The organism is Maribacter sp. 4G9 (assembly GCF_002742265.1).
Classification (GTDB): Bacteria; Bacteroidota; Bacteroidia; order Flavobacteriales; family Flavobacteriaceae; genus Maribacter.
In genome coordinates this window covers 45,751-68,115 of record NZ_MDGL01000186.1, presented here as the reverse complement: position 1 = coordinate 68,115, position 22,365 = coordinate 45,751, and the positions used below count along the sequence as shown (strand labels likewise).

At 41.4% G+C, this 22,365-nt stretch carries 26 protein-coding genes; 11 read left to right on the top strand and 15 right to left on the bottom strand.

Annotated elements, in window-relative coordinates; all coding sequences use genetic code 11:
- Window positions 1–2: 2 nt before the first annotated feature.
- From BFP75_RS19820 to BFP75_RS19795, 6 genes are read right to left on the bottom strand one after another with little or no spacing between them, the layout of a single operon-like run.
- Complete coding sequence (locus BFP75_RS19820) at window positions 3–1,334, bottom strand: DUF58 domain-containing protein (protein ID WP_099547059.1); 1,332 nt, start codon at window positions 1,332–1,334, stop codon at window positions 3–5.
- On the bottom strand, window positions 1,335–2,333 hold the full coding sequence (locus tag BFP75_RS19815; protein WP_099547058.1) for an AAA family ATPase: 999 nt from the start codon (window positions 2,331–2,333) through the stop codon (window positions 1,335–1,337).
- A complete protein-coding gene (locus tag BFP75_RS19810) occupies window positions 2,323–3,543 on the bottom strand; it encodes a DUF4350 domain-containing protein (RefSeq protein ID WP_099547057.1) in 1,221 nt (406 codons plus the stop codon). The genes BFP75_RS19815 and BFP75_RS19810 overlap by 11 nt, the downstream gene beginning before the upstream one ends.
- On the bottom strand, window positions 3,536–4,273 hold the full coding sequence (locus BFP75_RS19805; RefSeq protein WP_099547056.1) for a DUF4129 domain-containing protein: 738 nt from the start codon (window positions 4,271–4,273) through the stop codon (window positions 3,536–3,538). The genes BFP75_RS19810 and BFP75_RS19805 overlap by 8 nt, the downstream gene beginning before the upstream one ends.
- 1 nt (window position 4,274) lies before the next feature.
- Window positions 4,275–5,156 carry a hypothetical protein gene (locus tag BFP75_RS19800; RefSeq protein ID WP_099547055.1) on the bottom strand — a complete coding sequence of 294 codons (882 nt, stop codon included), beginning with the start codon at window positions 5,154–5,156 and terminating at the stop codon, window positions 4,275–4,277.
- Complete coding sequence (locus tag BFP75_RS19795; protein ID WP_099547054.1) at window positions 5,137–6,114, bottom strand: stage II sporulation protein M; 978 nt, start codon at window positions 6,112–6,114, stop codon at window positions 5,137–5,139. Before BFP75_RS19795 ends, BFP75_RS19800 begins: the two co-directional genes overlap by 20 nt.
- 33 nt (window positions 6,115–6,147) lie before the next feature.
- On the opposite strand from BFP75_RS19795, the gene BFP75_RS19790 reads away from it, so the two are divergent.
- Entirely contained in the window at window positions 6,148–6,864 is a 717-nt protein-coding gene (locus BFP75_RS19790) for an RDD family protein (RefSeq protein ID WP_099547093.1), read from the top strand.
- Window positions 6,865–6,867: 3 nt separating this feature from the next.
- The gene (locus BFP75_RS19785) at window positions 6,868–7,473 is read left to right on the top strand and encodes a trimeric intracellular cation channel family protein (protein WP_099547053.1); all 606 of its coding nucleotides are present in this window, start codon (window positions 6,868–6,870) and stop codon (window positions 7,471–7,473) included.
- Window positions 7,474–7,477: 4 nt separating this feature from the next.
- Here BFP75_RS19785 and BFP75_RS19780 read toward each other — a convergent pair whose 3' ends face one another.
- On the bottom strand, window positions 7,478–8,194 hold the full coding sequence (locus tag BFP75_RS19780; RefSeq protein WP_099547052.1) for a peptidylprolyl isomerase: 717 nt from the start codon (window positions 8,192–8,194) through the stop codon (window positions 7,478–7,480).
- On the opposite strand from BFP75_RS19780, the gene BFP75_RS19775 reads away from it, so the two are divergent.
- Window positions 8,193–8,834: an NUDIX hydrolase gene (locus tag BFP75_RS19775; protein WP_099547051.1), complete on the top strand. Its 642-nt coding sequence runs from the start codon at window positions 8,193–8,195 to the stop codon at window positions 8,832–8,834. The two genes, BFP75_RS19780 and BFP75_RS19775, sit on opposite strands and share 2 nt — an antisense overlap.
- Before the next feature lie 24 nt (window positions 8,835–8,858).
- Window positions 8,859–9,665: a lysophospholipid acyltransferase family protein gene (locus BFP75_RS19770; protein ID WP_099547050.1), complete on the top strand. Its 807-nt coding sequence runs from the start codon at window positions 8,859–8,861 to the stop codon at window positions 9,663–9,665.
- A gap of 1 nt (window position 9,666) precedes the next feature.
- Here the strand turns inward: BFP75_RS19770 and BFP75_RS19765 are convergent, their stop codons facing one another.
- The 3 genes from BFP75_RS19765 to BFP75_RS19755 all read right to left on the bottom strand — a co-directional run bounded on the left by BFP75_RS19765 (window position 9,667) and on the right by BFP75_RS19755 (window position 12,345).
- Entirely contained in the window at window positions 9,667–10,317 is a 651-nt protein-coding gene (locus BFP75_RS19765) for a hypothetical protein (RefSeq protein WP_099547049.1), read from the bottom strand.
- A 3-nt stretch (window positions 10,318–10,320) separates the two neighbouring features.
- A complete protein-coding gene (locus BFP75_RS19760; RefSeq protein ID WP_094998008.1) occupies window positions 10,321–10,815 on the bottom strand; it encodes an RNA polymerase sigma factor in 495 nt (164 codons plus the stop codon).
- Between the two features lie 120 nt (window positions 10,816–10,935).
- Window positions 10,936–12,345 carry an amidohydrolase gene (locus tag BFP75_RS19755; RefSeq protein ID WP_240531850.1) on the bottom strand — a complete coding sequence of 470 codons (1,410 nt, stop codon included), beginning with the start codon at window positions 12,343–12,345 and terminating at the stop codon, window positions 10,936–10,938.
- A 120-nt stretch (window positions 12,346–12,465) separates the two neighbouring features.
- Here BFP75_RS19755 and BFP75_RS19750 point away from each other — a divergent pair, with 120 nt between their 5' ends.
- Entirely contained in the window at window positions 12,466–13,758 is a 1,293-nt protein-coding gene (locus tag BFP75_RS19750; RefSeq protein ID WP_099547047.1) for an NAD(P)/FAD-dependent oxidoreductase, read from the top strand.
- 86 nt (window positions 13,759–13,844) lie between these two features.
- The gene (locus BFP75_RS19745) at window positions 13,845–14,363 is read left to right on the top strand and encodes a hypothetical protein (RefSeq protein WP_099547046.1); all 519 of its coding nucleotides are present in this window, start codon (window positions 13,845–13,847) and stop codon (window positions 14,361–14,363) included.
- On the opposite strand, the gene xerD is transcribed toward BFP75_RS19745, so the two are convergent.
- On the bottom strand, window positions 14,364–15,260 hold the full coding sequence (gene xerD / locus BFP75_RS19740; protein WP_099547045.1) for a site-specific tyrosine recombinase XerD: 897 nt from the start codon (window positions 15,258–15,260) through the stop codon (window positions 14,364–14,366).
- 141 nt (window positions 15,261–15,401) lie between these two features.
- Here xerD and BFP75_RS19735 point away from each other — a divergent pair, with 141 nt between their 5' ends.
- The 5 genes from BFP75_RS19735 to BFP75_RS19715 all read left to right on the top strand — a co-directional run bounded on the left by BFP75_RS19735 (window position 15,402) and on the right by BFP75_RS19715 (window position 19,278).
- Window positions 15,402–15,995: an outer membrane beta-barrel protein gene (locus BFP75_RS19735; protein WP_099547044.1), complete on the top strand. Its 594-nt coding sequence runs from the start codon at window positions 15,402–15,404 to the stop codon at window positions 15,993–15,995.
- A gap of 268 nt (window positions 15,996–16,263) precedes the next feature.
- Window positions 16,264–16,824 (top strand): porin family protein, encoded by a 561-nt coding sequence (locus tag BFP75_RS19730; protein ID WP_165776646.1) that lies wholly within the window; start codon window positions 16,264–16,266, stop codon window positions 16,822–16,824.
- Between the two features lie 199 nt (window positions 16,825–17,023).
- Window positions 17,024–17,542: a hypothetical protein gene (locus tag BFP75_RS19725; protein WP_099547042.1), complete on the top strand. Its 519-nt coding sequence runs from the start codon at window positions 17,024–17,026 to the stop codon at window positions 17,540–17,542.
- An 82-nt stretch (window positions 17,543–17,624) separates the two neighbouring features.
- Window positions 17,625–18,038, top strand: a complete 414-nt coding sequence (gene aroQ / locus BFP75_RS19720; protein WP_099547041.1) for a type II 3-dehydroquinate dehydratase — start codon at window positions 17,625–17,627, stop codon at window positions 18,036–18,038.
- Between the two features lie 64 nt (window positions 18,039–18,102).
- Complete coding sequence (locus BFP75_RS19715) at window positions 18,103–19,278, top strand: PQQ-dependent sugar dehydrogenase (protein ID WP_099547040.1); 1,176 nt, start codon at window positions 18,103–18,105, stop codon at window positions 19,276–19,278.
- Here BFP75_RS19715 and BFP75_RS19710 read toward each other — a convergent pair.
- From BFP75_RS19710 to msrB, 4 genes are all read right to left on the bottom strand, one after another.
- On the bottom strand, window positions 19,270–19,542 hold the full coding sequence (locus tag BFP75_RS19710) for a DUF3817 domain-containing protein (RefSeq protein WP_099547039.1): 273 nt from the start codon (window positions 19,540–19,542) through the stop codon (window positions 19,270–19,272). The genes BFP75_RS19715 and BFP75_RS19710 overlap by 9 nt on opposite strands.
- A 56-nt stretch (window positions 19,543–19,598) precedes the next feature.
- Window positions 19,599–20,990, bottom strand: a complete 1,392-nt coding sequence (gene lpdA, locus BFP75_RS19705) for a dihydrolipoyl dehydrogenase (protein ID WP_099547038.1) — start codon at window positions 20,988–20,990, stop codon at window positions 19,599–19,601.
- A 174-nt stretch (window positions 20,991–21,164) separates the two neighbouring features.
- Window positions 21,165–21,587 (bottom strand): response regulator, encoded by a 423-nt coding sequence (locus BFP75_RS19700; RefSeq protein ID WP_099547037.1) that lies wholly within the window; start codon window positions 21,585–21,587, stop codon window positions 21,165–21,167.
- Window positions 21,588–21,750: 163 nt separating this feature from the next.
- On the bottom strand, window positions 21,751–22,251 hold the full coding sequence (gene msrB, locus BFP75_RS19695; protein WP_099547036.1) for a peptide-methionine (R)-S-oxide reductase MsrB: 501 nt from the start codon (window positions 22,249–22,251) through the stop codon (window positions 21,751–21,753).
- Between the last annotated feature and the right edge of the window lie 114 nt (window positions 22,252–22,365).

Below are 22,365 nucleotides of genomic sequence, written 5' to 3'. Positions count from 1 at the left end.
TTTTATAGTATTCCCCTCGCCTTGATTTCAAGGTATTTGTTGATGGTCTTAATCGTCAATTCTTCAGGTTTGGTCAAAATGGTCTGTATACCATACTTTTCAAGTTCCTTCTGCATCAATTTTTTATCCAAGGAGAACTTTTCCGCAATCGTTTTATGGTAAATGGCCCGCATATCCTCAGCATCGGTATTTATGAGTTTGTCCAATTCGGAGTTTTCAAAGAAGATGACCACCAGCACATGTTTTTTGGCCATGGCCAAAAGGTAGGGTAGTTGTCTTTTTAGGGCTGAAATATGTTCGAAATTGGTATACAGCAAAAGAAGGCTTCTGTGGGTTATTTTTCGTTTTATGTGTCCGTAGAGCAATCCAAAATCAGAATCCGTAAAAGTGGTGCCAATATTATACAGTTTTTCCAGTATGGTGTTGAGGTGGGTAATCTTTTGAACGGCCGGTACATAGGTTTCAATATTTTTTGAAAACGCGATCAACCCGGTTTTATCATTCCGTTTGAGCGTTACATTGGAAAATGCCAAACAACTGTTAATGGCGTAATCCAGCAACTTTAGTTCATTAAAAGGCATTTTCATCACCCTTCCGGTATCAATGATGGAATAGACGGGCTGGGATTTTTCGTCCTGATACTGGTTTACCATCAATTGATGCTGTTTCGCCGTTGCTTTCCAGTTCAAGGTTCTAACATCGTCCCCTTGTACATATTCCTTTATCTGCTCAAACTCCTGGGTATGCCCTATTCTCCGGATCTTTTTTAGGCCGATGGTCGTAAGTCTTTTGCTGATGGCCAAAAAATCATATTGCTGCATTTGGATTATGGAAGGATAGACGGGCACCATTTGGTCTTTTTGAAACGTATATTTTCTTTTGATGATCCGCAATGGCGTTGAAGCAAATAGTATCAGGTTTCCAAAAACATACTCGCCCCGGTCTACGGGGCGTACCCCGTAATCGAACTGTTTTTTTTCGCCCTTAACAAGCGAGGTCTTAAAATCGAAGTCCCGTTTTTGAAACTGAACTGGCAATTCGTCAATAAGGGAAACATAAGTCCTAAACCCATACTTGGTTTCAAATGTGATTGCTATAGGGTTGATATCGCTATTGGAGAGTTTTTTGGGAAGCTTTCTTGTTGCTATGATATTATGGCCTGTGGCATATAATAAAAAAATATCGTATAGAAATAGACCAATAAGTATCAGCGTCAATAGCCACGCAATAGGATACAGTGGTTTGAACCAATAGGAGAGTACAAAACAGCTCGCAAGCACGGCGATGTACCTAAAGAAAATATTGTTTATGTAAAACGACCTTATAAAGTTCATTTACCTTGGTATTTCTACACTTTCCATGATCATTTGGATCACATTCTCCGTTGACATGCCTTCCATTTCCCGTTCCGGTGTTAGGATGACCCTATGGTTTAGCACGGGCACCATGGCTTTTTTGACATCTTCAGGGGTTACGAAGTCCCTTCCGTTTATGGCCGCAAATGCCTTTGCACTGTTCAGGGCAGCGATCGAGGCCCTTGGTGACCCGCCCAAATAAAGGTGGGGATGGTTTCTGGTTTTGGCCACTACTTCTGCAATATATTTGAAGATCTTTTCCTCTACCAATACTTCTTGAATTTGTCCTTTGAATACCAGCAACTCTTTTGGATTTAGAACCTCCTTTATCATGGTTTGTGGTTGAGAACCTTTTCGTTGGTGGTGTGTTTTTAGGATCATAACTTCCTCGTCCGTTTCCGGATAGGAAATTTTTATCTTGAAAAGGAAACGGTCCAATTGGGCTTCGGGGAGGGCATAGGTTCCTTCCTGTTCAATGGGGTTTTGGGTGGCTAGCACCATGAACGGGGCCGCCATAGGATAAGTGGTACCGTCCATGGTTACCTGTTTTTCCTCCATGGTCTCGAACATGGCAGCTTGGGTCTTTGCCGGAGCCCTATTTATCTCATCGATCAGGATGATATTTGAAAATATGGGACCTTTTTTAAACTCAAAGTCGGAAGTCTTTGCATTGAAAACGGAAGTTCCAAGAATGTCGCTTGGCATTAGGTCCGGTGTAAATTGAATCCGACTAAAATCAGTTTTCAAAGTCTTGGCAAAGAGCTTCGCGGTAATGGTCTTGGCCACTCCCGGGACTCCCTCTATCAATACATGGCCATCCACCAATAGCGACACGATCAACAATTCTATGAAGTTTTCCTGGCCTACGATCACTTTTGAGAGTTCCTGCTTTATGTTGGCGACGGCTTTTTGTAGATCGGCCAAGGGAATCCTACTGTCAAAACCAAGGTTGTCTTTTTGTTCCTCGTTATTTTCCATTGCGCTGGGATTTAAATTTTTGAATCAAGTTATTAAGTCTTTTGAGTTGATCTTCGGATACTTGGTCTTGTGACCTCAGTTCGTCCATCAGCTTGAAAAGTATTTTCGTTTCCTCAAGGGAGTTTCCACTGCGGGCCGATACATTACTGTAAAAATAATCTTCATTGGTAATGTTTCCAATATAGTAACGGGTCTTAATATAGTTGAGAAAATAATTGATTTTATGTTCCGCAATGGATTTACCGTCCCCTTTTTCAAAATACATGTCTGAAATGGTTCTGGTAAAGGCCAAGGTTTGGTTTTGAAGCGGTTTCACAACGGGAATGGGGCGTTGTTTCCTTTTGCCTTCAAAAACAATGTAGATCAGCCCGCCAATAAGTACCATATAATAGGCCCATTTCAATTCCTTCGTATTTAAAAAGATATACATGGGCGAGGTATAGAAGCTCTTTCCGCTTTTGTAATAGTTGTCCATATAAATGTTCTCCGATCGACCAAAATAGGAAAGTATACCGGCGGTATAGTCCCTATTGTCGTTCTCCAAAACAAAATAATTGGTAAAGGCTTTTGGAAAGGTGGACAGTATAATTTCCCCTTTACCGAACGGACTTTTTATGGCAGTAACGTCCTGTACACTACCATCACCTTCCTGATTTGGCACTTTAACGGTAGCCAAAACCGATGCGTTGATGGTATCCAATTCTTCAAAAACGGTGATAAGGCTTTCCTTATTGTAGGTATAGCGCCTATCCGATTTTAAATAGGGGTTTACCAACTGATGCTCTTGGTTTTGGGAAACTTCAAAACCGGCATAGCGGGTTCTGATCTCGAACCCCAAGGTATCCCTAAAGGTTTCCTCAAAGCCTTCCGAGGCAATGAACAAGGTGTTTCCTTCAGCCGTCCATTCCAACAATTGGTTTAACTCGGCCTCCTCAAAATCGACCCGGTTATTCACGAAAGCATAGATCCCCTTTATGGAATCGGATCCCGAAAGGAACTCAAAAGGAGGAACATAGATTTGCCGTACTTTTTCATCGTATAGTCTGTTTTCCAATAGCTCATTGGCCACAAAAGTTCCATACGGTATTTTGTGGGTACTTACGTATGACTCGAACCAATTGATGGTCCTTGGTTTGCTGTACTGTAAAATCAACAAGCCCACAATCAGTATCAAGGCCGTCACGATATAGGAAATTCCTTTTTTACGCACCGGCCACTTGTTTTTTAAACATAATGAAGGAGTTGGCCACGCTTTGGTATTTGGGTTCGTCCATAGGAAAATCACCGTACCAGATGTAATTGTAAAATAAGGTGGTGGTTTTGAAAGTTTCCTTTAAATGGGGCACCATAATTTCTGAAAGGTAGTCTTCGTTCGTTTTCTGTAGTTCCCACTGTATGATTTCCTTATCGGTCATCAAGCGCAAAATCAAAAGATAATAATAGCGGATTGCCAACCTGTAATTCTTCCCGGCCAGGGCTTCCTCTATCAAAGACTCAATATTTTCATTCTTCATAATATGCTCCTCTTCGGACAGATGCACCAAAGACTTATTGTTTTTTGTATTCATCAAGGAACGTGCGTGCACGTTCAGAAAGAACTTGATTAAGATAAATATCAGGATTCCCAATAAAAAATACGGTAAAACCTGAAGAAAGGAATTGAAGGCCCCTGTAGCCTTTTCGATGCCGAAAATCCACTCGAAAATTTTCATAAAAATGCCCCCAAGCCAATTCTTGAAGGAAATCCACCAATCCGGCGCATTTTTCTCCACGATTTCATAGTCGAACTTAGGGTCGTTCCGAAAGGATTCCAAGTCGGAATCGCTAATGGATACAGGCGTTATTTCCGTAGTGTCATATTTTACGGCCAACGAATCCTGTTGGGCCAACATGAAATTGGACAGGAATACAGATAACACCAATAGGACCCATTTTGGCATATTATTCTTCGACTGATTTCCCCAGATTTTCTATTTGTTCAAAAGTACCGGTGAAATTCTTTTTTTCGTTCAGGTTGAAATAAATAAGGGCCAGAGAAATAATGCTAATAAGGTTCAGCAAAAACTGGGCAACGGTTCCAATGATATTGAATAGGATGTACACGGGATCCGTGGTGATTTCAAATACATTTTCCGCATCTACCTCCCCAGAAAGGATGCCCATTTTTGCCCATTGGTATATTACGGTAGGCAATGAAAAAGCCAAGGCGGCTATATAAAGTATAATCCCTATGACGAAGATGGTCGCGAAGGATATCCACCATTCATCCTTTACCAACTTAAAGGAATAGCTGTAGGAGTCCGATGCGCCCATTTTATCAAACACCATAATACTAAAGGATAATGCCAAAGGAACATAAAGATATACGCCAGGCAGTATACAGACCATAAGGCCTATCATTACTGAGAGCCCTACCATGATACCGAGTCCTATAAAGCTCCCAAAGCTTCCATAAACCTCTTTTCGTATGGTATTAAAATCCGTAGTGCCCTGACCCTGAGTATAGGATTTTATATAGTGCAATACGGTGGATTGGGACATGGTATAGACCGTTATTACCGATGCTAAATATGCGATAACGACAACGAAAATGGTCGCAAAGCCGGCCGCCTCATTGTCTGTCTGAATTAAAAAGTTGAAACTATTTCCAATAAAATAGAGGTAGGCCACAAGGGCTACGATCATCACGGCAAGAAAGGGGCCTACGATTTTGAAAAAAGTACTAAAAAAGGGTTTGAACTCGGCCCTAAGAAAGGCAAACGTGTCCGATATAATTTCCCCAAGGTCACGTTGTTTTTTGAACTCAATGAAATTTGGCTTCATTTAATCTATGTCTTTTATGGAGTTGGTATGGATATATAACGTAGTAAAAGAGTATTAGTACGAGTGATGCCAAAATAATCAAAATGGCAAGCCAATCCGGCATTTCCGTGTGCCTGGTGACGAAGCCTTCCAAGAATCCCGCAACCACAAAGAAAGGTATGGTACTTACCATGATTTTAAGTCCATTTTTAACACCTCTTTTAAAGGATTCCAAACGGGTAAAGGTCCCGGGAAACAACATGCCATTGGCCAAGACGAGCCCGGCGCAACCGGCAATTATTATGACGGATATTTCAATGGTTCCGTGTATCCAAATGGTACGGACAGATTCCCAGAGCAGCCCTTTTTCATAGAAGAAATATTGAAAACTTCCAAGCATGATCCCGTTCTGTAACATTACTACAAGAGTACCCACGCCCAGCATAATTCCATATACGAAGGCCATCAGGGCCACCCTGATATTGTTTATGGTAATGCCCAAGAACATGTTAAATTCCCCCATTTGCTTGTAAACGGCCATGGGGTCGCCCTTTTCAATGTTTTCTAAGGTCATGTTCACATAGGCGTCACCTAGTATCGACCGCACAAAATCACCTTCGTTCGCTGCTGAATAGGCTCCTACTAAGGAGAAAAAAAGAAACACCAATAAAGCGATGAGCAGCTCACGGTGATGATGCTTGAACATCAAGGGAAACTCGGTTTTCCAAAAGCTAATGATGCGGCTTTTGGGCTCCCTTTTCGTCTTGTATATTTTTTGATGTGCCTGGGAAGCGAGGGAATTGAGATAGAGCTCCGTATTGCTTTTGGGGTAGAAGGTTTTGGCGTAGCTTAGATGGTCCGTAACCTCTATGTATAAATCGGACAATACATTTGGGTCCAGATTCGTTTTGTTAGCCAAGGCGCTTTCAAAAGTTGACCATTTGTCCTTATTTTGCTTTACAAAGGCGGCTTCGCGCATTGGCTACTTGGTTTATACCAAAGAAACAAAAGAATGGAACAATTTCAAATAGAAACAGCTCAAAATATAAGCATTGCCCAGAATACGGCCCATCTTGGGGACCGTATCCTGGCCTACATCATAGACACCCTCATCATTGTTATTTACTACGTTCTCATGTTTTGGCTGCTGTTGGCCCTGGATGTGGAGCCAGGTGATTCCTGGGCCATTTATTTGCTGTTAAGCCTGCCTGCCTTCTTATACTATTTTTTGCTGGAGACCTTTATGGACGGGAAGACCATAGGAAAGAATTTTTTGGGCATAAGGGTGGTTAAGTTGGATGGGACAAAACCGGGGTTTTCCAGTTATTTTATCCGATGGATCCTACGGATGTTGGACATCACCCTAACATCAGGGGGCATAGCCGTTTTTACGATATTAATACGGGGCAAAGGACAACGGGTGGGCGACATAGCTGCCGGTACTACGGTCATCAGCGAGAAAAGAAAGGTTTTTTTGAGGGATACGCTACTTCGTGAACTACCTTCGGATTACACACCAAAATTTCCACAGGTTACGGTTTTTAAGGACAATGAGATGCAGACCATCAAAAACTTGTACGATAACGCCCGAAGAAATGGAAACCATCGTGTAATTTTGTCGTTGAACAACCGCATAAAAAAAGTAACCGAAATCTCTAGCGACCTGCAACCCATAGAATTTGTGGATATCGTTATCAAGGATTACAGTTATTATACGCGGCAACTTTAGTATATGCTCTACTCCCTTATCGACGTTTTAGGAACCATCGCCTTTGCCATATCGGGCGTACTGGTGGCCATGGACAAGCGCTTGGATGTCTTTGGGGTTTTCATAATTGCCTTTGTGACCGCAGTTGGTGGAGGTACCCTGCGGGATGTATTGATCGGCAACACGCCTGTTGGCTGGATGACCCAGCCAAACTATACTATCATTATTATCGTAACCGTCATTTTTTCCATTCTTTTTGCCGGACGGTTAAAGTATTTTAGAAAATCCCTGTTTCTTTTTGATACCATCGACATTGGTCTTTATACGATGATCGGGATACAAAAAGGGCTGGATGCGGGTTTATTGCCCATTATGTGTATTGCCTTGGGTACGATGACCGCCTGTTTTGGAGGGGTAATTAGGGATATACTTTGCAATGAAATCCCCGTAATCTTTAGACGAGAAATTTATGCGACGGTATGTATCCTGGGTGGCGGTATCTATTTTTTGATGCTCCGATTCCCCGTAAATCCAGACGTTGCGAACATCACGGGAATTATCTGTATCATAGTTTTGCGGCTCTTGGCAGTGAAATTTAAGATAGCCCTGCCCAGTATTTACGCCAAATGATGCGTTACTCCATAACCTCTGCCTTGGTAATATAGATGTTCTGTTGGGGCCAGTCTCCCTTGCCAACGGGTTGGGAATTAATCTTATCCACAACGTCCATCCCTTCGATTACCTTCCCAAAAGGCGTAAAATCCCCATCCAAATGATAGGAACCCGGATCGGTGACCACAATAAAGAATTCATAAGGGGAGGCCAGTTTGTGCGGATTGTCCATTTCACTACTGGGCATGGACACGGTTCCCCTGTGGTGGCTGTATCCTTTTTTTGTATCCGGTGGAAGCAGGTATCTACCAATGTCCCATCGCTTGTCGGCCGTTTTTTGATCGTCCGAACTGCCCCCTTGTATGATAAAATCCTTTACGACACGGTGGAATTGGGTGTAGTCAAAATATCCTTTTCTCGTTAAATAGATAAAATTGGCCTTGTGATAGGGAACATCGTCATAGAGCTGTATGACAAAGCTTCCAAAATTCGTGGTCATTTTTACCTTGTTGACCTTGAGGTCTTTTTGGTAATTGAAGAAAAAATCGATGGCGTTCTCTTCCGTGAGTTCAAAGGTATCTTCTTCCACCTCCTTGGTTTCTTGGGTCGCCTGGGCAGAAGAATCCACTTCTTTTATTTCGGTTTTCAATGGGGTTTCAGATTTTTGAGGCTTATCTTTACAACTGATGAATGGTACCGTAAGGAATATGAAAAAATAGTAGAAAGTCTTTATACGCATGGATTTCAACTTTTTTGAGCAACGGATTTCAAAAATAAAGGATTTACCACTTCCAGGCGAAATTTCGCATTACAAAATGGCCCCAGAGTTTAGGATAAGGGAGTTAATGGAAGGTAGGATGGTTAGGGACAATCCTCGCAAGGCGGCGGTGATGGCCCTATTTTATCCAGGAAATGAAAATAGGACACAACTTTTGTGTATTTTAAGGAAAACATATGAAGGGGTACATTCCAATCAGGTGGCATTCCCAGGGGGTAAGGCGGAAAAGGAAGATGGGAACCTAAGAATTACCGCTCTAAGGGAAACTTATGAGGAGGTTGGGGTGAATCCCAAGGATGTGGAAATTGTTCGGACTATTTCAGAAGTGTATATTCCTCCAAGTAATTTTGAGGTCCAACCTTTTATCGGTCTGTATAAAAAACCAAAACCGTTCAAGATTCAGGAATCTGAAGTAGCCTCCCTATTGGAGATTTCCTTGACGGATTTTTTAGGGGATATCAACCTGACCACAAAAAAAATGAGTACCTCGTACGCCAAGGAAATTGACGTACCGGCCTTTAAATTAAACGATTATATTATTTGGGGCGCCACTGCCATGATGTTGAGCGAGATTAAAGATTTATTAAAGCAAGTGTTATAAGTAGTATTTAGTATTTTAGCGACTATGGGATTGTTTAAGAAAAACCCTTTTGGGCATAACCTTTATCTAAAAAAATGGTTGATACGGATATTAGGCCTCATGTCCCACCAAAGGTATAAGCGATTTAATAAGTTGGAGATAGAGGGATCGGAGATTATTCGTAACCTGCCCGATACCAATGTCCTTTTTGTAAGCAACCACCAGACCTATTTTGCGGATGTGGTGGCCATGTTCCATGTTTTTAACGCTAGCTTAAGCGGTAGGGAGGATTCGATAAAGAATGTAGGCTATATTTGGCAGCCCAAGCTCAATATGTATTACATCGCCGCAGCGGAAACCATGAAAAAAAGCCTACTGACGAAGATTTTGGCCTATGCTGGTTCTATCAGCGTAGAAAGAACTTGGAGGTCTGAGGGCAAAGAAGTGAACAGACAGGTAAAAATGAGCGATATTTCCAATATTGGTATTGCACTTAAGGACGGTTGGGTCATTACCTTTCCCCAAGGAACCACCACTGCTTGGAAACCCCTTAGAAAAGGTACGGCCCATATCATAAAAAAATACAAGCCCATAGTGGTTCCCGTAGTTATCGATGGTTTTAGACGCTCCTTTGATAAAAAGGGGCTACGGGTCAAAAAGAAAGGGATTTTGCAATCCATGGTCATCAAAGAACCGTTGGAAATCGATTATGAAAACGAGTCGACGGAATCCATCATAGAGAAATTGGAATATGCCATTGAACAGCACCCTTCCTTCTTAAAAGTCATTTCCAAAGAGGAGTTGCTGGCCTATGAGGAAGAGAACCAACAAAGACGTTGGAAAAGTAGTTAGCTTATAATTCCAACTGCTTCAACTCCCTATAATTTTTGTGCAGTTTTCTTAGCAGTAATCCGTAAAGAAGAAAATAAACACCTCCCATAAAAAAGGTCAATACTATCCCAAAAATTCCAACCGATAACATCAAGGTGACTTTTAAATTGTCTGGAGAGATGTGTCCAAGCTTATCCTTTAATTCTGGAAAAGCACTGAGAACGCTATCACTCAGGGCAATTCCAACGACCATGATTAAAACGTTTACCAGTACCATCGAAAGGGAAAAAATCACATAATGTTTTACCGTTCTTCTTGTTCTTATGATTTTACGCATTAGATTTTTTGAGCTATCCAATACTGAAATTTCCTTGAATCTCTGGTAGAATTGGAAGATGAAATAAAAAATTACCGCATAGGTTATTACGGATGCCCAAAATAAATACTTGGACACACCAATTTTCCTATAAACTTCCATTCCTTCTTGCATAGATGGAAGAAGATACAGCAAATGGGGCAGGGCAAATTCCAAAATACTGATAATCAATATCCATTTAACGATAGAAGAAGATTTCTTCCAAATCATTTTATGAATGTCTGAATAGGAAAGCTTGGGCAGGTTTACTTCCTTTTTCTGCCAATCCCTTTTTAATAAGTCCAACTCATCCGTCATAACCTAGGGGTTCAAAATGGTTCTTAATTTTGTTTTGATACGGTTCATCTTTACACGGGCATTCACCTCTGTAATACCCAATGTTTCTGCGATTTCCGTATAGTTTTTGTCTTCGAGATACATAAATACCAACGCTTTGTCAATATCGCCCAATTGCCGTACGGCCTTGTACATCAATTTTAATTGTTGCTCTTCCGTTTCATCATATTCATCGGCCTTTATTTTAAAAATGACCGACTCATAATCCTGCGTATCTATTCTTCTTTTGGATTTTCTATAAAGGGTAATCGCAGTATTCAATGCTACCCTGTACATCCAAGTGCTGAACTTGGCCTCTCCCCTAAACTTGGGGTATGCCTTCCATAATTGAATGGTTATTTCTTGAAACAGGTCATTGTGAGATTCCTTGTCATTTGTATACAACGTACATACTTTGTGGACAATATTTTGATTGTCCTGCAGCTCTGTCACAAAACTATGTTCCAGTTCTTTATCCACTAATGGTTGGTTGTTGTTGTGGTATTAGTAGTTGATAATTGGGAAATGTTACAAAGAATACCCAAATAAATAAAAAGTGCACAGTAGATTACCTGTGCACTTTCTATGATTAGGGGCATATTAATTCCTATAATCCAAGGCAGGCTCCCGATCTCCCAAAAGCGGAATGTATTTGAAATCAGATCCCCGCTTTTCCCTGAATTCGGTTTTGGCGGCCTCAACCAGTTTTTTGTCGGAAAAAATATCGATGGCTGTAAGGGTCAAGGTCTTGGCAGCGACCATCATTCCCTTTTTACCTATGGAAGTGCCTCCGGCGGCTACGGCCTGCCAACTATGTGCTGGAGTTCCCGGCACCCAAGTGGCAGCACTCATACCTACGGTGGGAACCGTAAAACTTACATCCCCAACATCCGTGGAACCTCCTGGTTTAGCTTCGGTTTTATAGGGTTGTATGTTTTTGGCGACACTGATATCGGCATTATCCTTGCCCAAGGATTTCGCAATTTTGTCTGCAAATGCTTTTTCTTCTAGGGTATAGTCAAAACCGCCTACCTCGGTCAGATTGTCAAACATTACTTTTTGTAAGGTAAGGTTAGGCAACAATTCATGGGTGCCGCCTATCATCTCATAATCCATAGTCGTTCCAGTTCCCAACGCGGCGCCTTCGGCAGCTTTCACGATCCTATCAAAAATATCTATGACCACATCTCTTTTCGCATGACGGGCATAATAGTAAACTTCTGCAAAATCGGGTACCACGTTAGGTGCCTTTCCTCCGGAAGTTATAACGTAATGAATTCGGGCATCCGACAATACATGCTCGCGCATCATATTGACCATCATGTTCATGGCCTCAACACCGTCCAAGGCGGAACGGCCCTGTTCTGGAGCGGCAGCGGCATGTGCCGAAAATCCGTGGAAACGAAACTTGGCCGATTTATTGGCCAATGCCGCACCCGCATTCGCCGCATTTTGGGCACCCGGATGCCAGTGCAATGCTATATCCACATCATTAAAAAGTCCCGCCCTTACCATATATACCTTACCAGATCCTCCTTCTTCAGCCGGCGTTCCATAAAACCTAATAGTACCTTGTTTATTGTTGGCCACCATCCAGTCCTTGGTGGCAATGGCGGCAGCGGTGGAAGCCGTTCCAAATAAATGGTGTCCACAGGCATGTCCTGCAGCGCCACCCGCCGATTTTTTCTCCGCAACCGCCTCTTGCGAGAGTCCGGGTAAGGCGTCATATTCGCCCATAATCGCAACGATGGGACTGCCGCTGCCATACTCCGCAATAAAGGCTGTTGGTATTCCGGCCACCCCCGTTTTGATAGTAAAACCGGCCTCTTCCAACGTTTTTTGCAATAGGGCAGAGCTTTTTTCCTCTTGGTAGCCCATCTCGGCCAGGTTCCAAATTGCCTGTGAGATCTCACCGTAGGATTCACTTTTTTGATCTATGGATTGCAGTACATCCTTTTTGGTGTTTTGGGCGCTCATAGAAAGTACAGAGGTACAAAAAACTAAGAGCATTGGTATTGATTTTCGCATGCTAGGGTTATTTATTTGAATTAGTCCTTAAAGTTACTAAAATCGTTATATTCTTTTCTATTGGAACCTCGTTTGTTTAATTTTGGGGCTTACTTTTATACTATGAACATACCTCGTTCCAATAATCCCAGAGTTGTCATCATTGGAGGGGGCTTCGGAGGAATTGCCTTGGCTCAAAAACTACGGAAACAAGAAGTACAGGTGGTACTCTTGGACAAGAACAATTATCATACGTTTCAGCCCTTGCTTTATCAAGTATCCACTGGCGGATTGGAACCGGATTCCATCGCCTATCCCTTAAGAAAGGTATTGATAGGTTACGATAATTTCTTTTTTAGACTTGCCGAAGTGATTGAAATTATTCCTGAAAAGAAGTTGCTACAAACCACCATTGGTGAACTTTTCTATGATTACTTGGTCGTAGCCACGGGTTCCCATACCAATTTCTTTGGGAATACGGAATTGGAAAAACATGCCATGGCCATGAAATCCATTCCACAGTCCTTGAATCTTAGGAGTCTCATTTTAGAGAATTTTGAGCAGGCACTACTCACGGATGAGTATCATGAACGCGACGCTCTTATGAATTTTGTAATCGTAGGAGGAGGTCCCACGGGAGTGGAACTGGCCGGAGCCTTGGCAGAAATAAAAAAGGGAATTTTGCCCAAGGACTATCCCGATTTGGATACACGTAGGGCCCAGATAAATATAATACAGGGCAGAGACCGGATTTTGGACGCCATGAGCGAGCAGGCATCCAAAAAGGCCGAGGATTTTCTCGAGGAATTGGGAGTTCAGGTCTGGAAAAATGTTAGGGTCACGGGATATGATGGTAAAACGGTACGAACCCAAACCGATTTGACCTTTGAGACCGCTACATTAATTTGGGCGGCAGGGGTCAAGGGGGCCACTATTAAAGGATTGGATGCTAAGGAGTTGATTGCTGGTGGCAATCGATTGTCCGTTAATGAATTCAATCAGGTAATAGGCTATCCTGAGATATTTGCCATAGGGGATATTGCCTGTATGCAAAGTGAAGAGGCTCCCAGGGGGCATCCCATGATGGCACAGCCGGCCATACAACAGGGAAGAAATTTAGGGGAAAATTTGGTACGATTGATCAATGGCAAGCCTCTAAGACCATTTGTTTATAAGGATAAGGGCAGCATGGCCACAGTGGGGAGAAATAAGGCCGTATGTGATTTAAAGAATATTCGGTTTCAAGGTGTTTTTGCTTGGTTTGTTTGGATGTTCGTGCATCTATTTTTCCTTATAGGCTTTAGAAACAGGGTTGTGGTATTTATTAACTGGGTGTATAATTATATCCGATTTGATCGCGAGGCGAGACTAATTATCCGTCCGTTTAAAAGAAATTACGACCAGTTTAGGGATTAATATAGCAATATCCTTCGTTAAACTTTTCATAAGCAAGGTCCATTGAATATCATTTTATCTTTTCTTTATAGGAACGGTATAGGCTTATGGACCTACGTCATACATGTATACTTTTCTTTCTAGGTGCCAATGTATTTTCCCAAAATATTGGATTGCCAGGGGAACCTAGACCAAATGAAGGCCTACAACTGGAATCATTTGGGTATCCTATTTTCTTTGGCGGGGAACAACACAGTTCCTTTCATTTGAAATATCCCATTACAAATACCATAAGGGCAGAGCTCAATACTTTTTACGACACCTATATTCTATCTGACCGTATTAGAACCGATATTCAGTTAAAAAAATATTTGGATGATAATTGGTATTTGTTTTCTGGTATAGAATCAGAATTTAGCTTTAATAAATATCCAGGTTTAGAATCCCGGAAACAGGCCCCTCCACGGATTGGTGTTATCTCCGGTTTAGGGTATGAAGTCAATGAAAACTTTACCATGGAGGCTCAAAGTAATTTCCAAATAAATAACGCTCCCATAGGAGCCTATGGAGAACATTTGATACCCATGCCCCAGGTATATACGCTTAAGGGAAAGATTAAATTTTGATTATTTTCTTGGATGGAATTTATTTAGAACTTCTGCCAAATGCGTTCTATCAACGTGCATGTATACCTCCGTTGTCGTAATGCTCTCATGTCCCAGCATTTGTTGGATCGCCCTAAGATCGGCACCATTTTCCAATAAATGGGTGGCAAAGGAATGACGAAAAGTATGTGGGCTTATGTTCTTATGTAGGCCAATTTTTTCCGCCAGGTTTTTAATAATCGTAAAAACCATGGCCCTTGTCAATTGCTTGCCCCTTCGGTTCAGGAAAAGGGTATCCTCAAACCCCTTTTTTATTTCTTGGTGCACGCGTACCTCCTTTCGGTAAATATTAATATATTTTTTGTTGATGTCACTAATGGGCACGAACCGTTGTTTGTCTCCTTTGCCCGTTACTTTAATAAAATCCTCCTCAAAATAAAGGTCCGATAGTTTTAGGCCAATAAGTTCGGATACCCGCAGGCCGCAACCATACAAGGTCTCCAACATGGCCCGGTTACGTTCTCCTTGGGGTTTGCTTAAATCGATATTTTCAATAAGCTTGTTAATTTCGGATTCGGAAAGGGTGTCTGGCAATTTTCTGCCTATTTTAGGGGATTCAATCAAATCCAACGGGTTGTCCTCCCTGTAATCCTCGAAGACCATATAGTTGAAAAAACTTTTGAGCCCGGATATAATTCTGGCTTGGGAACGTGGATTTACTACTTTGGCCGTCTCGTAAATAAATTGTTGTAAGATATCCTTTGAAATTGCTTGGGGCGATGTCTTAATTTGATGTTTTGTAAGGTAAACGATCAACTTTTCAACGTCCCATTTGTAGTTTTTTATCGAGTTGGCCGCCAATCCACGCTCTAGTCTTAAAAAGTGCTCATAGTCCCTTAAGGCCTCTTTCCATTCCATAGGTCAAAGATAGGGTTTAGGGCCATATGTTGTAGTTGCAGTGTTATTTGGAATGTCCCATTTCTCAAATTGTGTTCAAGGTCGTTGGGATTAACACAAGTTCTTTATATTTGAAATAGTAATAACACTAACTTTTACACTATGAAAAATGTAATGCTTTTTTTTGTTTTGGTAATTTGCCTTTCATCGGCTCAAGGCCAAACCCCCGTTAAATTTGGACTTTCAGGTGGTCTTTTGAACACCAATGCGGACATAAACATTTCTGCACTTGGATTTAACTTGGCCAATATTGATGCCATTAACAAAACCGGTTTCTATATTGGTGTTGCCGGCGATATTGCAGCTTCTGAAAAATTTCATATCCAACCGGAACTTACTTATGGCAGTGCGGGTGATTTAGGATTTGTTTACCTCCCCGTTATGGCTAAATACTATGCGGCAGGCAAGTTCTTTTTACAGGCCGGACCCCAATTTAGTTTTTCTACTAACCTCAACGACATTAAACAGTCTATACGTGACATACAAGGTGTTGTTGGTAGCAATGGCAACATTGATGACGTGTTGAAGTCAACGGCTATTGAACTTGGCTTTGGTTTGGGATTTGATGTTACGGATCAGTTTACTGTTCAAGGGAGGTACGGTATTTCCTTAACTGACAGGTACGATGGTCCCTTAGGTGGTTCTTTGGATGTAAACAATGCCACACTACAAATTGGGGTGCTATACTTTTTTTAGGAGCGACTTAAATTAAACAAAAACGAAGACTTTGGGGTATCAAACATTTTTAGGTGTTTGGTCATCTGGGTTCATCAGCCATTTAAAACGTAATGGTGGTTCATTGGTATCCACTTTTATGATGGTACGTATTCTTGTTCCCCTTAATAAAAACCCGTAGCTTATGGGATTGGGTAATTTTTAGTATTGGCTTTCTGGAATCGTAAAACTATGAAACAGATAATCAAAGATTAATATATTTGAAAAAGCAACCTTTAAAATAATGAACATGAAAAAAATAGTTTTTATGGCGTCCTTCGTATTACTGGGATGCTACGCAATCCAAGCGCAGGATGTTACAAGATTTGGGGCCAAAGCGGGATTGAACCTTTCCACGTTAGGAGGGGATGCCCTGTATAGTTTTGACCCAAAGGCTGGCTTTCATCTTGGAGGGGTTTTGGAGATTCCTTTTAGTGATAACATTATGATACAGCCAGAAGCGCTTATTTCACTCCAAGGAAGTGGGGGTTTTTTTCAGGATGATTTAAATTTTTGGTATTTAAACATTCCTGTAATGGCAAAATATAATGTGTTTGACGAACTGTATATAGAGGCAGGACCCTATCTTGGTTTAATGTTGTCCAATAATTTGGACGGAAACACTTTTGTAGGGGGTCAGACCTTTGACCAAACGAACGGTCTTGACTTGGGCTTGGGAATAGGTGCCGGATATCGTTTGGACGAAAATTTCTATTTTCAAGCTAGGTATTCTAATGGATTCGTCAATGCAATTAAGGATTTAAAGACTAAAAACAGGGTTTTTGCTATCTCCGTGGTTTATTTTCTATAAATAAAATATATCTGTATTTGAAGGCGAAGGGACACCTTCGCCTTTTTTTGTACTTGGGTAAGTTGGGGTTATTTCGAAGTCTTTCAATATACAACACCTTTAATATCCCCTTTTTTACCACCATTATTTCCACTGTCACAACTTAAAATTAGCCAGTTGTCAAAATCACATTATGTTTACTGTGTAATAAACAACAACCATGAAAAGTTTAGCGACATTTTTATTTATAGTTGGAATAGGGTTCTATGGTACTTCTCAATATGTAGACCGTACAAATTTCAGGGCCGGATTGGTCGGAGGTATTGTAGTGGGAGATTATTCCGAGGCTTATAGCTTAAATTTAGGTTTGGATATCTATCACCATTGGGGTATTTCCAAGGAAATAGACTTGGGTCTTACTACGGGCTTTATGAATGCCTTTGGAGAAAAACAGACCATTTCTTCTGGGAGTGTTTCGGTAGAATCGGAATTTGACAATATACAGTTTATTCCGGCCGGTGCCTCGGTACGAATCTATCCTACCTCTGGTTTTAAATTTGGTGGGGATGTAGGCTATGCCATCGGGATAAATGAAGGTAATAAAGGTGGATTGTATTATAGACCGTCCATAGGTATCGACTTGAGCGGAGGTTCCTCAGAATTGAATATATCCTATATGGCTGTTACTGATGACGTAACTTTTGGTACGGTACTTTTAGGGTATTTGTTCCTGTTTTAGAAGATTTCGAGAGAATTATTTTATAAGTGGTATTCCTTGAATGCCACTTTTTTTTGTTCAAATAATTAGTACTTTTAACTTCATGAAGATTATCATTATCAATGGCCCCAATCTCAACCTATTGGGAAAAAGGGAACCCGAAGTATACGGCCACAAAACCTTTGAAGATTACTTTTCTGAACTTCAATTCCGATTTAAGGATGTGGAATTGGAGTATTTTCAATCCAATATTGAAGGTGAATTGATTACCAAACTGCAGGAAGTAGGTTTTGAGTATGATGGTATAGTCCTTAATGCCGCCGCATATACCCACACTTCGGTAGGCTTGGGTGATGCCGTTAAGGCCATTGGGACACCAGTGGTGGAGGTGCATATTTCCAATACTTATAACAGGGAGGATTATCGGCATGTGTCCTACATTTCTCCAGGGGCCAAAGGGGTGATTTTAGGTTTTGGGCTACAGAGTTACGACTTGGCCATCCGCAGTTTTTTATAAAAGGAAATTATTCAGATAGATCCAAGGAGCCTTTGTTTTTCGTAGATACATAAAATTTTATGCTATGAACAAACCTATTTCAATTTTATTCCTTGTTTTAATATTCTTTTTTTCATCCTGTAGTAATTCCGATGATATAAATCTTAAACCAATTGAGGATGAAAGCATTTCCATAGTAAATGCCTTTCCCAATCTTTCCTTTTCAAGGCCCTTAGATCTGCAAAGCCCCAATGATGGTACCGATAGGATTTTTGTGGTGGAACAACGAGGTACTATAAAGGTATTCGAAAACAATACTGAAGTCACAGAATCAAGTACGTTTCTTGATATGAGCGGAAACATAGCCAGTTCAGACGAACTGGGGTTATTGGGCCTGGCGTTTCACCCAAATTTTGAATCGAACGGTTACTTTTACGTTTGCTATACTCCATCGAGCGATTTGAGTGTAGTTTCCCGTTTTAAAACAATGGATATCGATCCTAATATGGCCGATCCAAGCAGTGAGACACTTTTGATGCAAATTCCCCAACCTTACACCAACCATAACGGAGGTCAGCTTGGATTTGGACCTGATGGCTATCTGTACATTGCATCTGGCGATGGAGGTTCTGGCGGCGATCCTGATGGCAATGCGCAGAATTTGGAAAACCTGTTGGGTGCCATTTTACGTATCGATGTTGACAATACGGATTCCGGCTTGAACTATGCCATACCCGCTAATAATCCCTTTGTAACCACTGAAAATGCCAGACCTGAAATCTATGCCTATGGCCTTAGAAATCCGTGGCGGTTTTCTTTTGATGTACGGAACGGGAATTTATGGACAGGCGATGTTGGTCAAGGGGAAAAAGAGGAAATCAATATTATAGAAATTGGAGGAAATTATGGCTGGAACATCTTGGAGGGAACTTCGTGCTATAACGCCCAGGATTGTGACGAAACCGGTAGGATTGCCCCCGTTTTTGAATATGGTCATGGCAATAATGATAGGTCTGTGACGGGCGGTTATGTGTATAGGGGAAACCTAAACCCTTCCTTGGTTGGGTATTATATTTATGGGGACTTCATATCCGGCAGGATATGGGCATTGGACAATGTATCCGGGGCTGGGCCTACTAACAAATTATTGTTTGAAACCGGTCTGCCTATCGCCTCCTTTGGAACGGATCAAGACAACGAACTCTATATTTGTAGTTTTGATGGTAAAATTTACAAGGTAGTTGAACAAAGTCTACCGTAGATATTTTTCCTCCACATAAAAAGTTGCAAATGGAAGCAAGGAGGCAATTCCAAAAATTGCCAAGCGTTTAAATCCCCATTTTTTGTTGTAGCAAACAATGATGGCCAATAAAATAAAGGCAATAAACAAAAAGCCATGGGCATACCCAACCCATTTGTTGGGCCCAGGAATTTCCGCCCAATACTTCAGGGGCATGGTCACTCCAAATAAGGCCAAATAGGATATTCCTTCTAATATTGCAGTGATTCTAAAGGCTTTTAGCATATCAAAATGGAATTAAGTAAAAGCGAAGTGCCCAGGCACTTCGCCTAACCAATATTTTATAAGTGAATTACCTCGTCATAGGCATCAGCCACGGCTTCCATGACCGCTTCGCTCATGGTTGGATGGGGATGTACGGCTTTTAAGACTTCATGACCGGTTGTTTCCAACTTTCTTGCTACAACGGCTTCGGCAATCATATCAGTAACACCGGCACCTATCATGTGGCAACCTAGCCACTCACCATATTTTGCATCAAAAATTACTTTCACGAAACCATCAGAAGCTCCTGAAGCCTTTGCTTTTCCACTGGCCGAAAAAGGAAACTTTCCAACCTTGATATCAAAACCTTTTTCCTTGGCCTGTTTTTCGGTAAGTCCCACGGAAGCAATTTCAGGGCTGCAATAGGTACATCCTGGGATGTTGCCATAATCCAACGGCTCTACATGTATTCCCGCAATCTTTTCTACGCAAAGAATTCCTTCTGCCGATGCTACATGGGCCAAAGCTTGTCCCGGTGTTACGTCTCCAATCGCGTAATACCCAGGAATATTGGTTTGGTAATAATCGTTCACCAAAATCTTGTCCCTATCCGTAGCGATTCCTACGTCATCCAAACCTATATTTTCAATGTTTGTTTTGATTCCAACGGCGGAAAGGACGATGTCCGCTTCTAAAACTTCTTCACCTTTGGCCGTTTTTACCGTCGCTTTAACACCATTTCCGGATGTATCCACGGATGTTACTTCCGCAGAAGTCATGATTTTTACCCCCGCCTTTTTAAAGCTACGTTCCAATTGCTTGGATACATCTTCGTCCTCAACGGGAACGATGTTGGGCAAATATTCCACAACAGTTACCTCGGTACCCATGGAGTTATAGAAATAGGCAAATTCGATACCTATGGCCCCACTACCTACAACGATCATTTTCTTGGGTTGCTCGGCGAGGGTCATGGCTTCCCGATAACCGATTATCTTCTTTCCATCCTGAGGCAAACTGGGCAATTCCCTGCTACGGGCCCCTGTAGCGATGACGATATGTTCCGCGATATATTCGGTTTCCTTGCCATCCTCTGATTTTACGGAGACTTTTTTCCCTGGTTTCAACGTACCAAAACCGTTGATAACCTCTATTTTATTCTTTTTCATCAAGAATTGGACTCCTTTGCTCATGCCATCGGCAACACCTCTACTTCTTTTGATCACGGCGTCAAAATCCTTATCCACACCTTCCGCTTTAAGACCATAGTCACCGGCGTGCTGCAGATATTCGAATACTTGAGCCGACTTCAACAATGCTTTGGTTGGTATACATCCCCAATTTAGACACACCCCGCCCAGATTTTCCTTTTCAATAATGGCGGTCTTAAAACCTAGCTGGGAGGCTCTAATGGCGGTGACATAGCCACCGGGACCACTACCCAAAACAATGATATCAAAAGTGCTCATATATAAATCTTTTTGTGGTTGAAAATTGAGGTGCAAAAATACAAAACCAAATCGGAATTATATCCCGCACAAAAAGATTTCTACCATGGAGATTTAGAACCCTTCGGCTTTACGTGCTACTGCCGAAAAACAAGGGTATAATTTTTGGTTGAAGAAAAAAAGTGCCACGGCAGGTTAGCTGGCAATCAGTTTCTCGTCCGAAGCATGCATTTTTAGTAACTTTTTCAGTTCGAATTCAGTCAACGGCTTGTTCAGGATATGATCCACCATTCCATATTGACTGCTTCTAATGGTATCTTCCTGATTTACGGAATTTGTAAGCATCATCACACTGATTTGCTTGTTTATGGTATGCATTTTTGAAAATTCGTCTAAAAACTGCCATCCGTTCATTTTAGGCATATTGATATCGGTAAATATCAGGTCCGGCAGGTCTTCCTTCTTGGAAGAGGCGTTTTGGAGGTATAGCAATGCATCATGCGCATTATGAAATACAACGGTTCTGCCCGTATATCCGATTATTTTTAGAATTCTTTTATTGATGAAGGCGGTCATTATATCGTCATCCACCATCATGATTACGTTGATTTTTTGCATGCTCTTTTTATAAAAAAAATAAGAAAAAACTTACAAAATAACGTATTAAATCATGAGGTATTGTGATGGGAATAAAAAATCACCTAAAACTCCCATAGTTTGAAATTCTTAGGTGATGGATTTTGCTGACAATCAAGGCGCAATCAAAGGTGAAGGCCTTACATCAGTTTTTATCTTCTACAAAATTTAGCGCTACACCGTTAATGCAATGTCTTAGACCGGTTGGGGCAGGGCCATCCTCAAAAACATGTCCCAAGTGGCCACCGCACGTAGCGCAGTGTTCTTCGGTTCTTTTGTAACCGATTTTGTAGTCAACGTCGTAGCCCACGTTTCCTTCTATCTCCTGGTAGAAACTGGGCCATCCGGTACCGGAATCAAATTTGGTATTACTTTTAAAAAGCGGGGTACCGCATCCAGCACAAATATAGGTTCCCTTTTTTTTGTTCTCCAAGAGTTCACTTGTAAATGGATTCTCCGTTGCGGCTTTTCTCAAGACATAAAACTCGGCATCCGTCAATTCCGCTTTCCATTCCGCCTCTGTTTTTTCAACCTTGAAGCTTTTGCTCTGTTTCTGGCCTTCATCTATGACCATATCTTTTTCCTGTGAGACGCCTTTGCAACCGGTTAAAAGTGTCAAAACCATAAGTAGTGCAGAGATTTTCATGAGTGTTTTTTTTAATGTGTCGATATTTTTTCAGTAACCTTTCAAAGTTAACTTAGATACGTAGAACTTTTAGTTAAGGTTTTCTAAACAATAATCATAAAAAAACCCCCGAAA

Bases quoted from the DNA above. Each gene is read 5' to 3' on its own strand.
- BFP75_RS19785 (WP_099547053.1), top strand. From the start codon at position 6,868: ATGCTCTACTCCCTTATCGACGTTTTAGGAACCATCGCCTTTGCCATA.
- BFP75_RS19800 (WP_099547055.1), bottom strand. From the start codon at position 5,156: ATGAAGCCAAATTTCATTGAGTTCAAAAAACAACGTGACCTTGGGGAA.
- BFP75_RS19780 (WP_099547052.1), bottom strand. From the start codon at position 8,194: ATGCGTATAAAGACTTTCTACTATTTTTTCATATTCCTTACGGTACCA.
- BFP75_RS19735 (WP_099547044.1), top strand. From the start codon at position 15,402: ATGAAAAATGTAATGCTTTTTTTTGTTTTGGTAATTTGCCTTTCATCG.
- BFP75_RS19755 (WP_240531850.1), bottom strand. From the start codon at position 12,345: ATGCTCTTAGTTTTTTGTACCTCTGTACTTTCTATGAGCGCCCAAAAC.
- BFP75_RS19815 (WP_099547058.1), bottom strand. From the start codon at position 2,333: ATGGAAAATAACGAGGAACAAAAAGACAACCTTGGTTTTGACAGTAGG.
- msrB (WP_099547036.1), bottom strand. From the start codon at position 22,251: ATGAAAATCTCTGCACTACTTATGGTTTTGACACTTTTAACCGGTTGC.
- BFP75_RS19710 (WP_099547039.1), bottom strand. From the start codon at position 19,542: ATGCTAAAAGCCTTTAGAATCACTGCAATATTAGAAGGAATATCCTAT.
- BFP75_RS19715 (WP_099547040.1), top strand. From the start codon at position 18,103: ATGAACAAACCTATTTCAATTTTATTCCTTGTTTTAATATTCTTTTTT.
- BFP75_RS19820 (WP_099547059.1), bottom strand. From the start codon at position 1,334: ATGAACTTTATAAGGTCGTTTTACATAAACAATATTTTCTTTAGGTAC.
- BFP75_RS19775 (WP_099547051.1), top strand. From the start codon at position 8,193: ATGGATTTCAACTTTTTTGAGCAACGGATTTCAAAAATAAAGGATTTA.
- BFP75_RS19805 (WP_099547056.1), bottom strand. From the start codon at position 4,273: ATGCCAAAATGGGTCCTATTGGTGTTATCTGTATTCCTGTCCAATTTC.
- BFP75_RS19795 (WP_099547054.1), bottom strand. From the start codon at position 6,114: ATGCGCGAAGCCGCCTTTGTAAAGCAAAATAAGGACAAATGGTCAACT.
- BFP75_RS19770 (WP_099547050.1), top strand. From the start codon at position 8,859: ATGGGATTGTTTAAGAAAAACCCTTTTGGGCATAACCTTTATCTAAAA.
- BFP75_RS19790 (WP_099547093.1), top strand. From the start codon at position 6,148: ATGGAACAATTTCAAATAGAAACAGCTCAAAATATAAGCATTGCCCAG.
- xerD (WP_099547045.1), bottom strand. From the start codon at position 15,260: ATGGAATGGAAAGAGGCCTTAAGGGACTATGAGCACTTTTTAAGACTA.
- BFP75_RS19750 (WP_099547047.1), top strand. From the start codon at position 12,466: ATGAACATACCTCGTTCCAATAATCCCAGAGTTGTCATCATTGGAGGG.
- lpdA (WP_099547038.1), bottom strand. From the start codon at position 20,990: ATGAGCACTTTTGATATCATTGTTTTGGGTAGTGGTCCCGGTGGCTAT.
- BFP75_RS19745 (WP_099547046.1), top strand. From the start codon at position 13,845: ATGGACCTACGTCATACATGTATACTTTTCTTTCTAGGTGCCAATGTA.
- aroQ (WP_099547041.1), top strand. From the start codon at position 17,625: ATGAAGATTATCATTATCAATGGCCCCAATCTCAACCTATTGGGAAAA.
- BFP75_RS19725 (WP_099547042.1), top strand. From the start codon at position 17,024: ATGAAAAGTTTAGCGACATTTTTATTTATAGTTGGAATAGGGTTCTAT.
- BFP75_RS19730 (WP_165776646.1), top strand. From the start codon at position 16,264: ATGAAAAAAATAGTTTTTATGGCGTCCTTCGTATTACTGGGATGCTAC.
- BFP75_RS19700 (WP_099547037.1), bottom strand. From the start codon at position 21,587: ATGCAAAAAATCAACGTAATCATGATGGTGGATGACGATATAATGACC.
- BFP75_RS19765 (WP_099547049.1), bottom strand. From the start codon at position 10,317: ATGACGGATGAGTTGGACTTATTAAAAAGGGATTGGCAGAAAAAGGAA.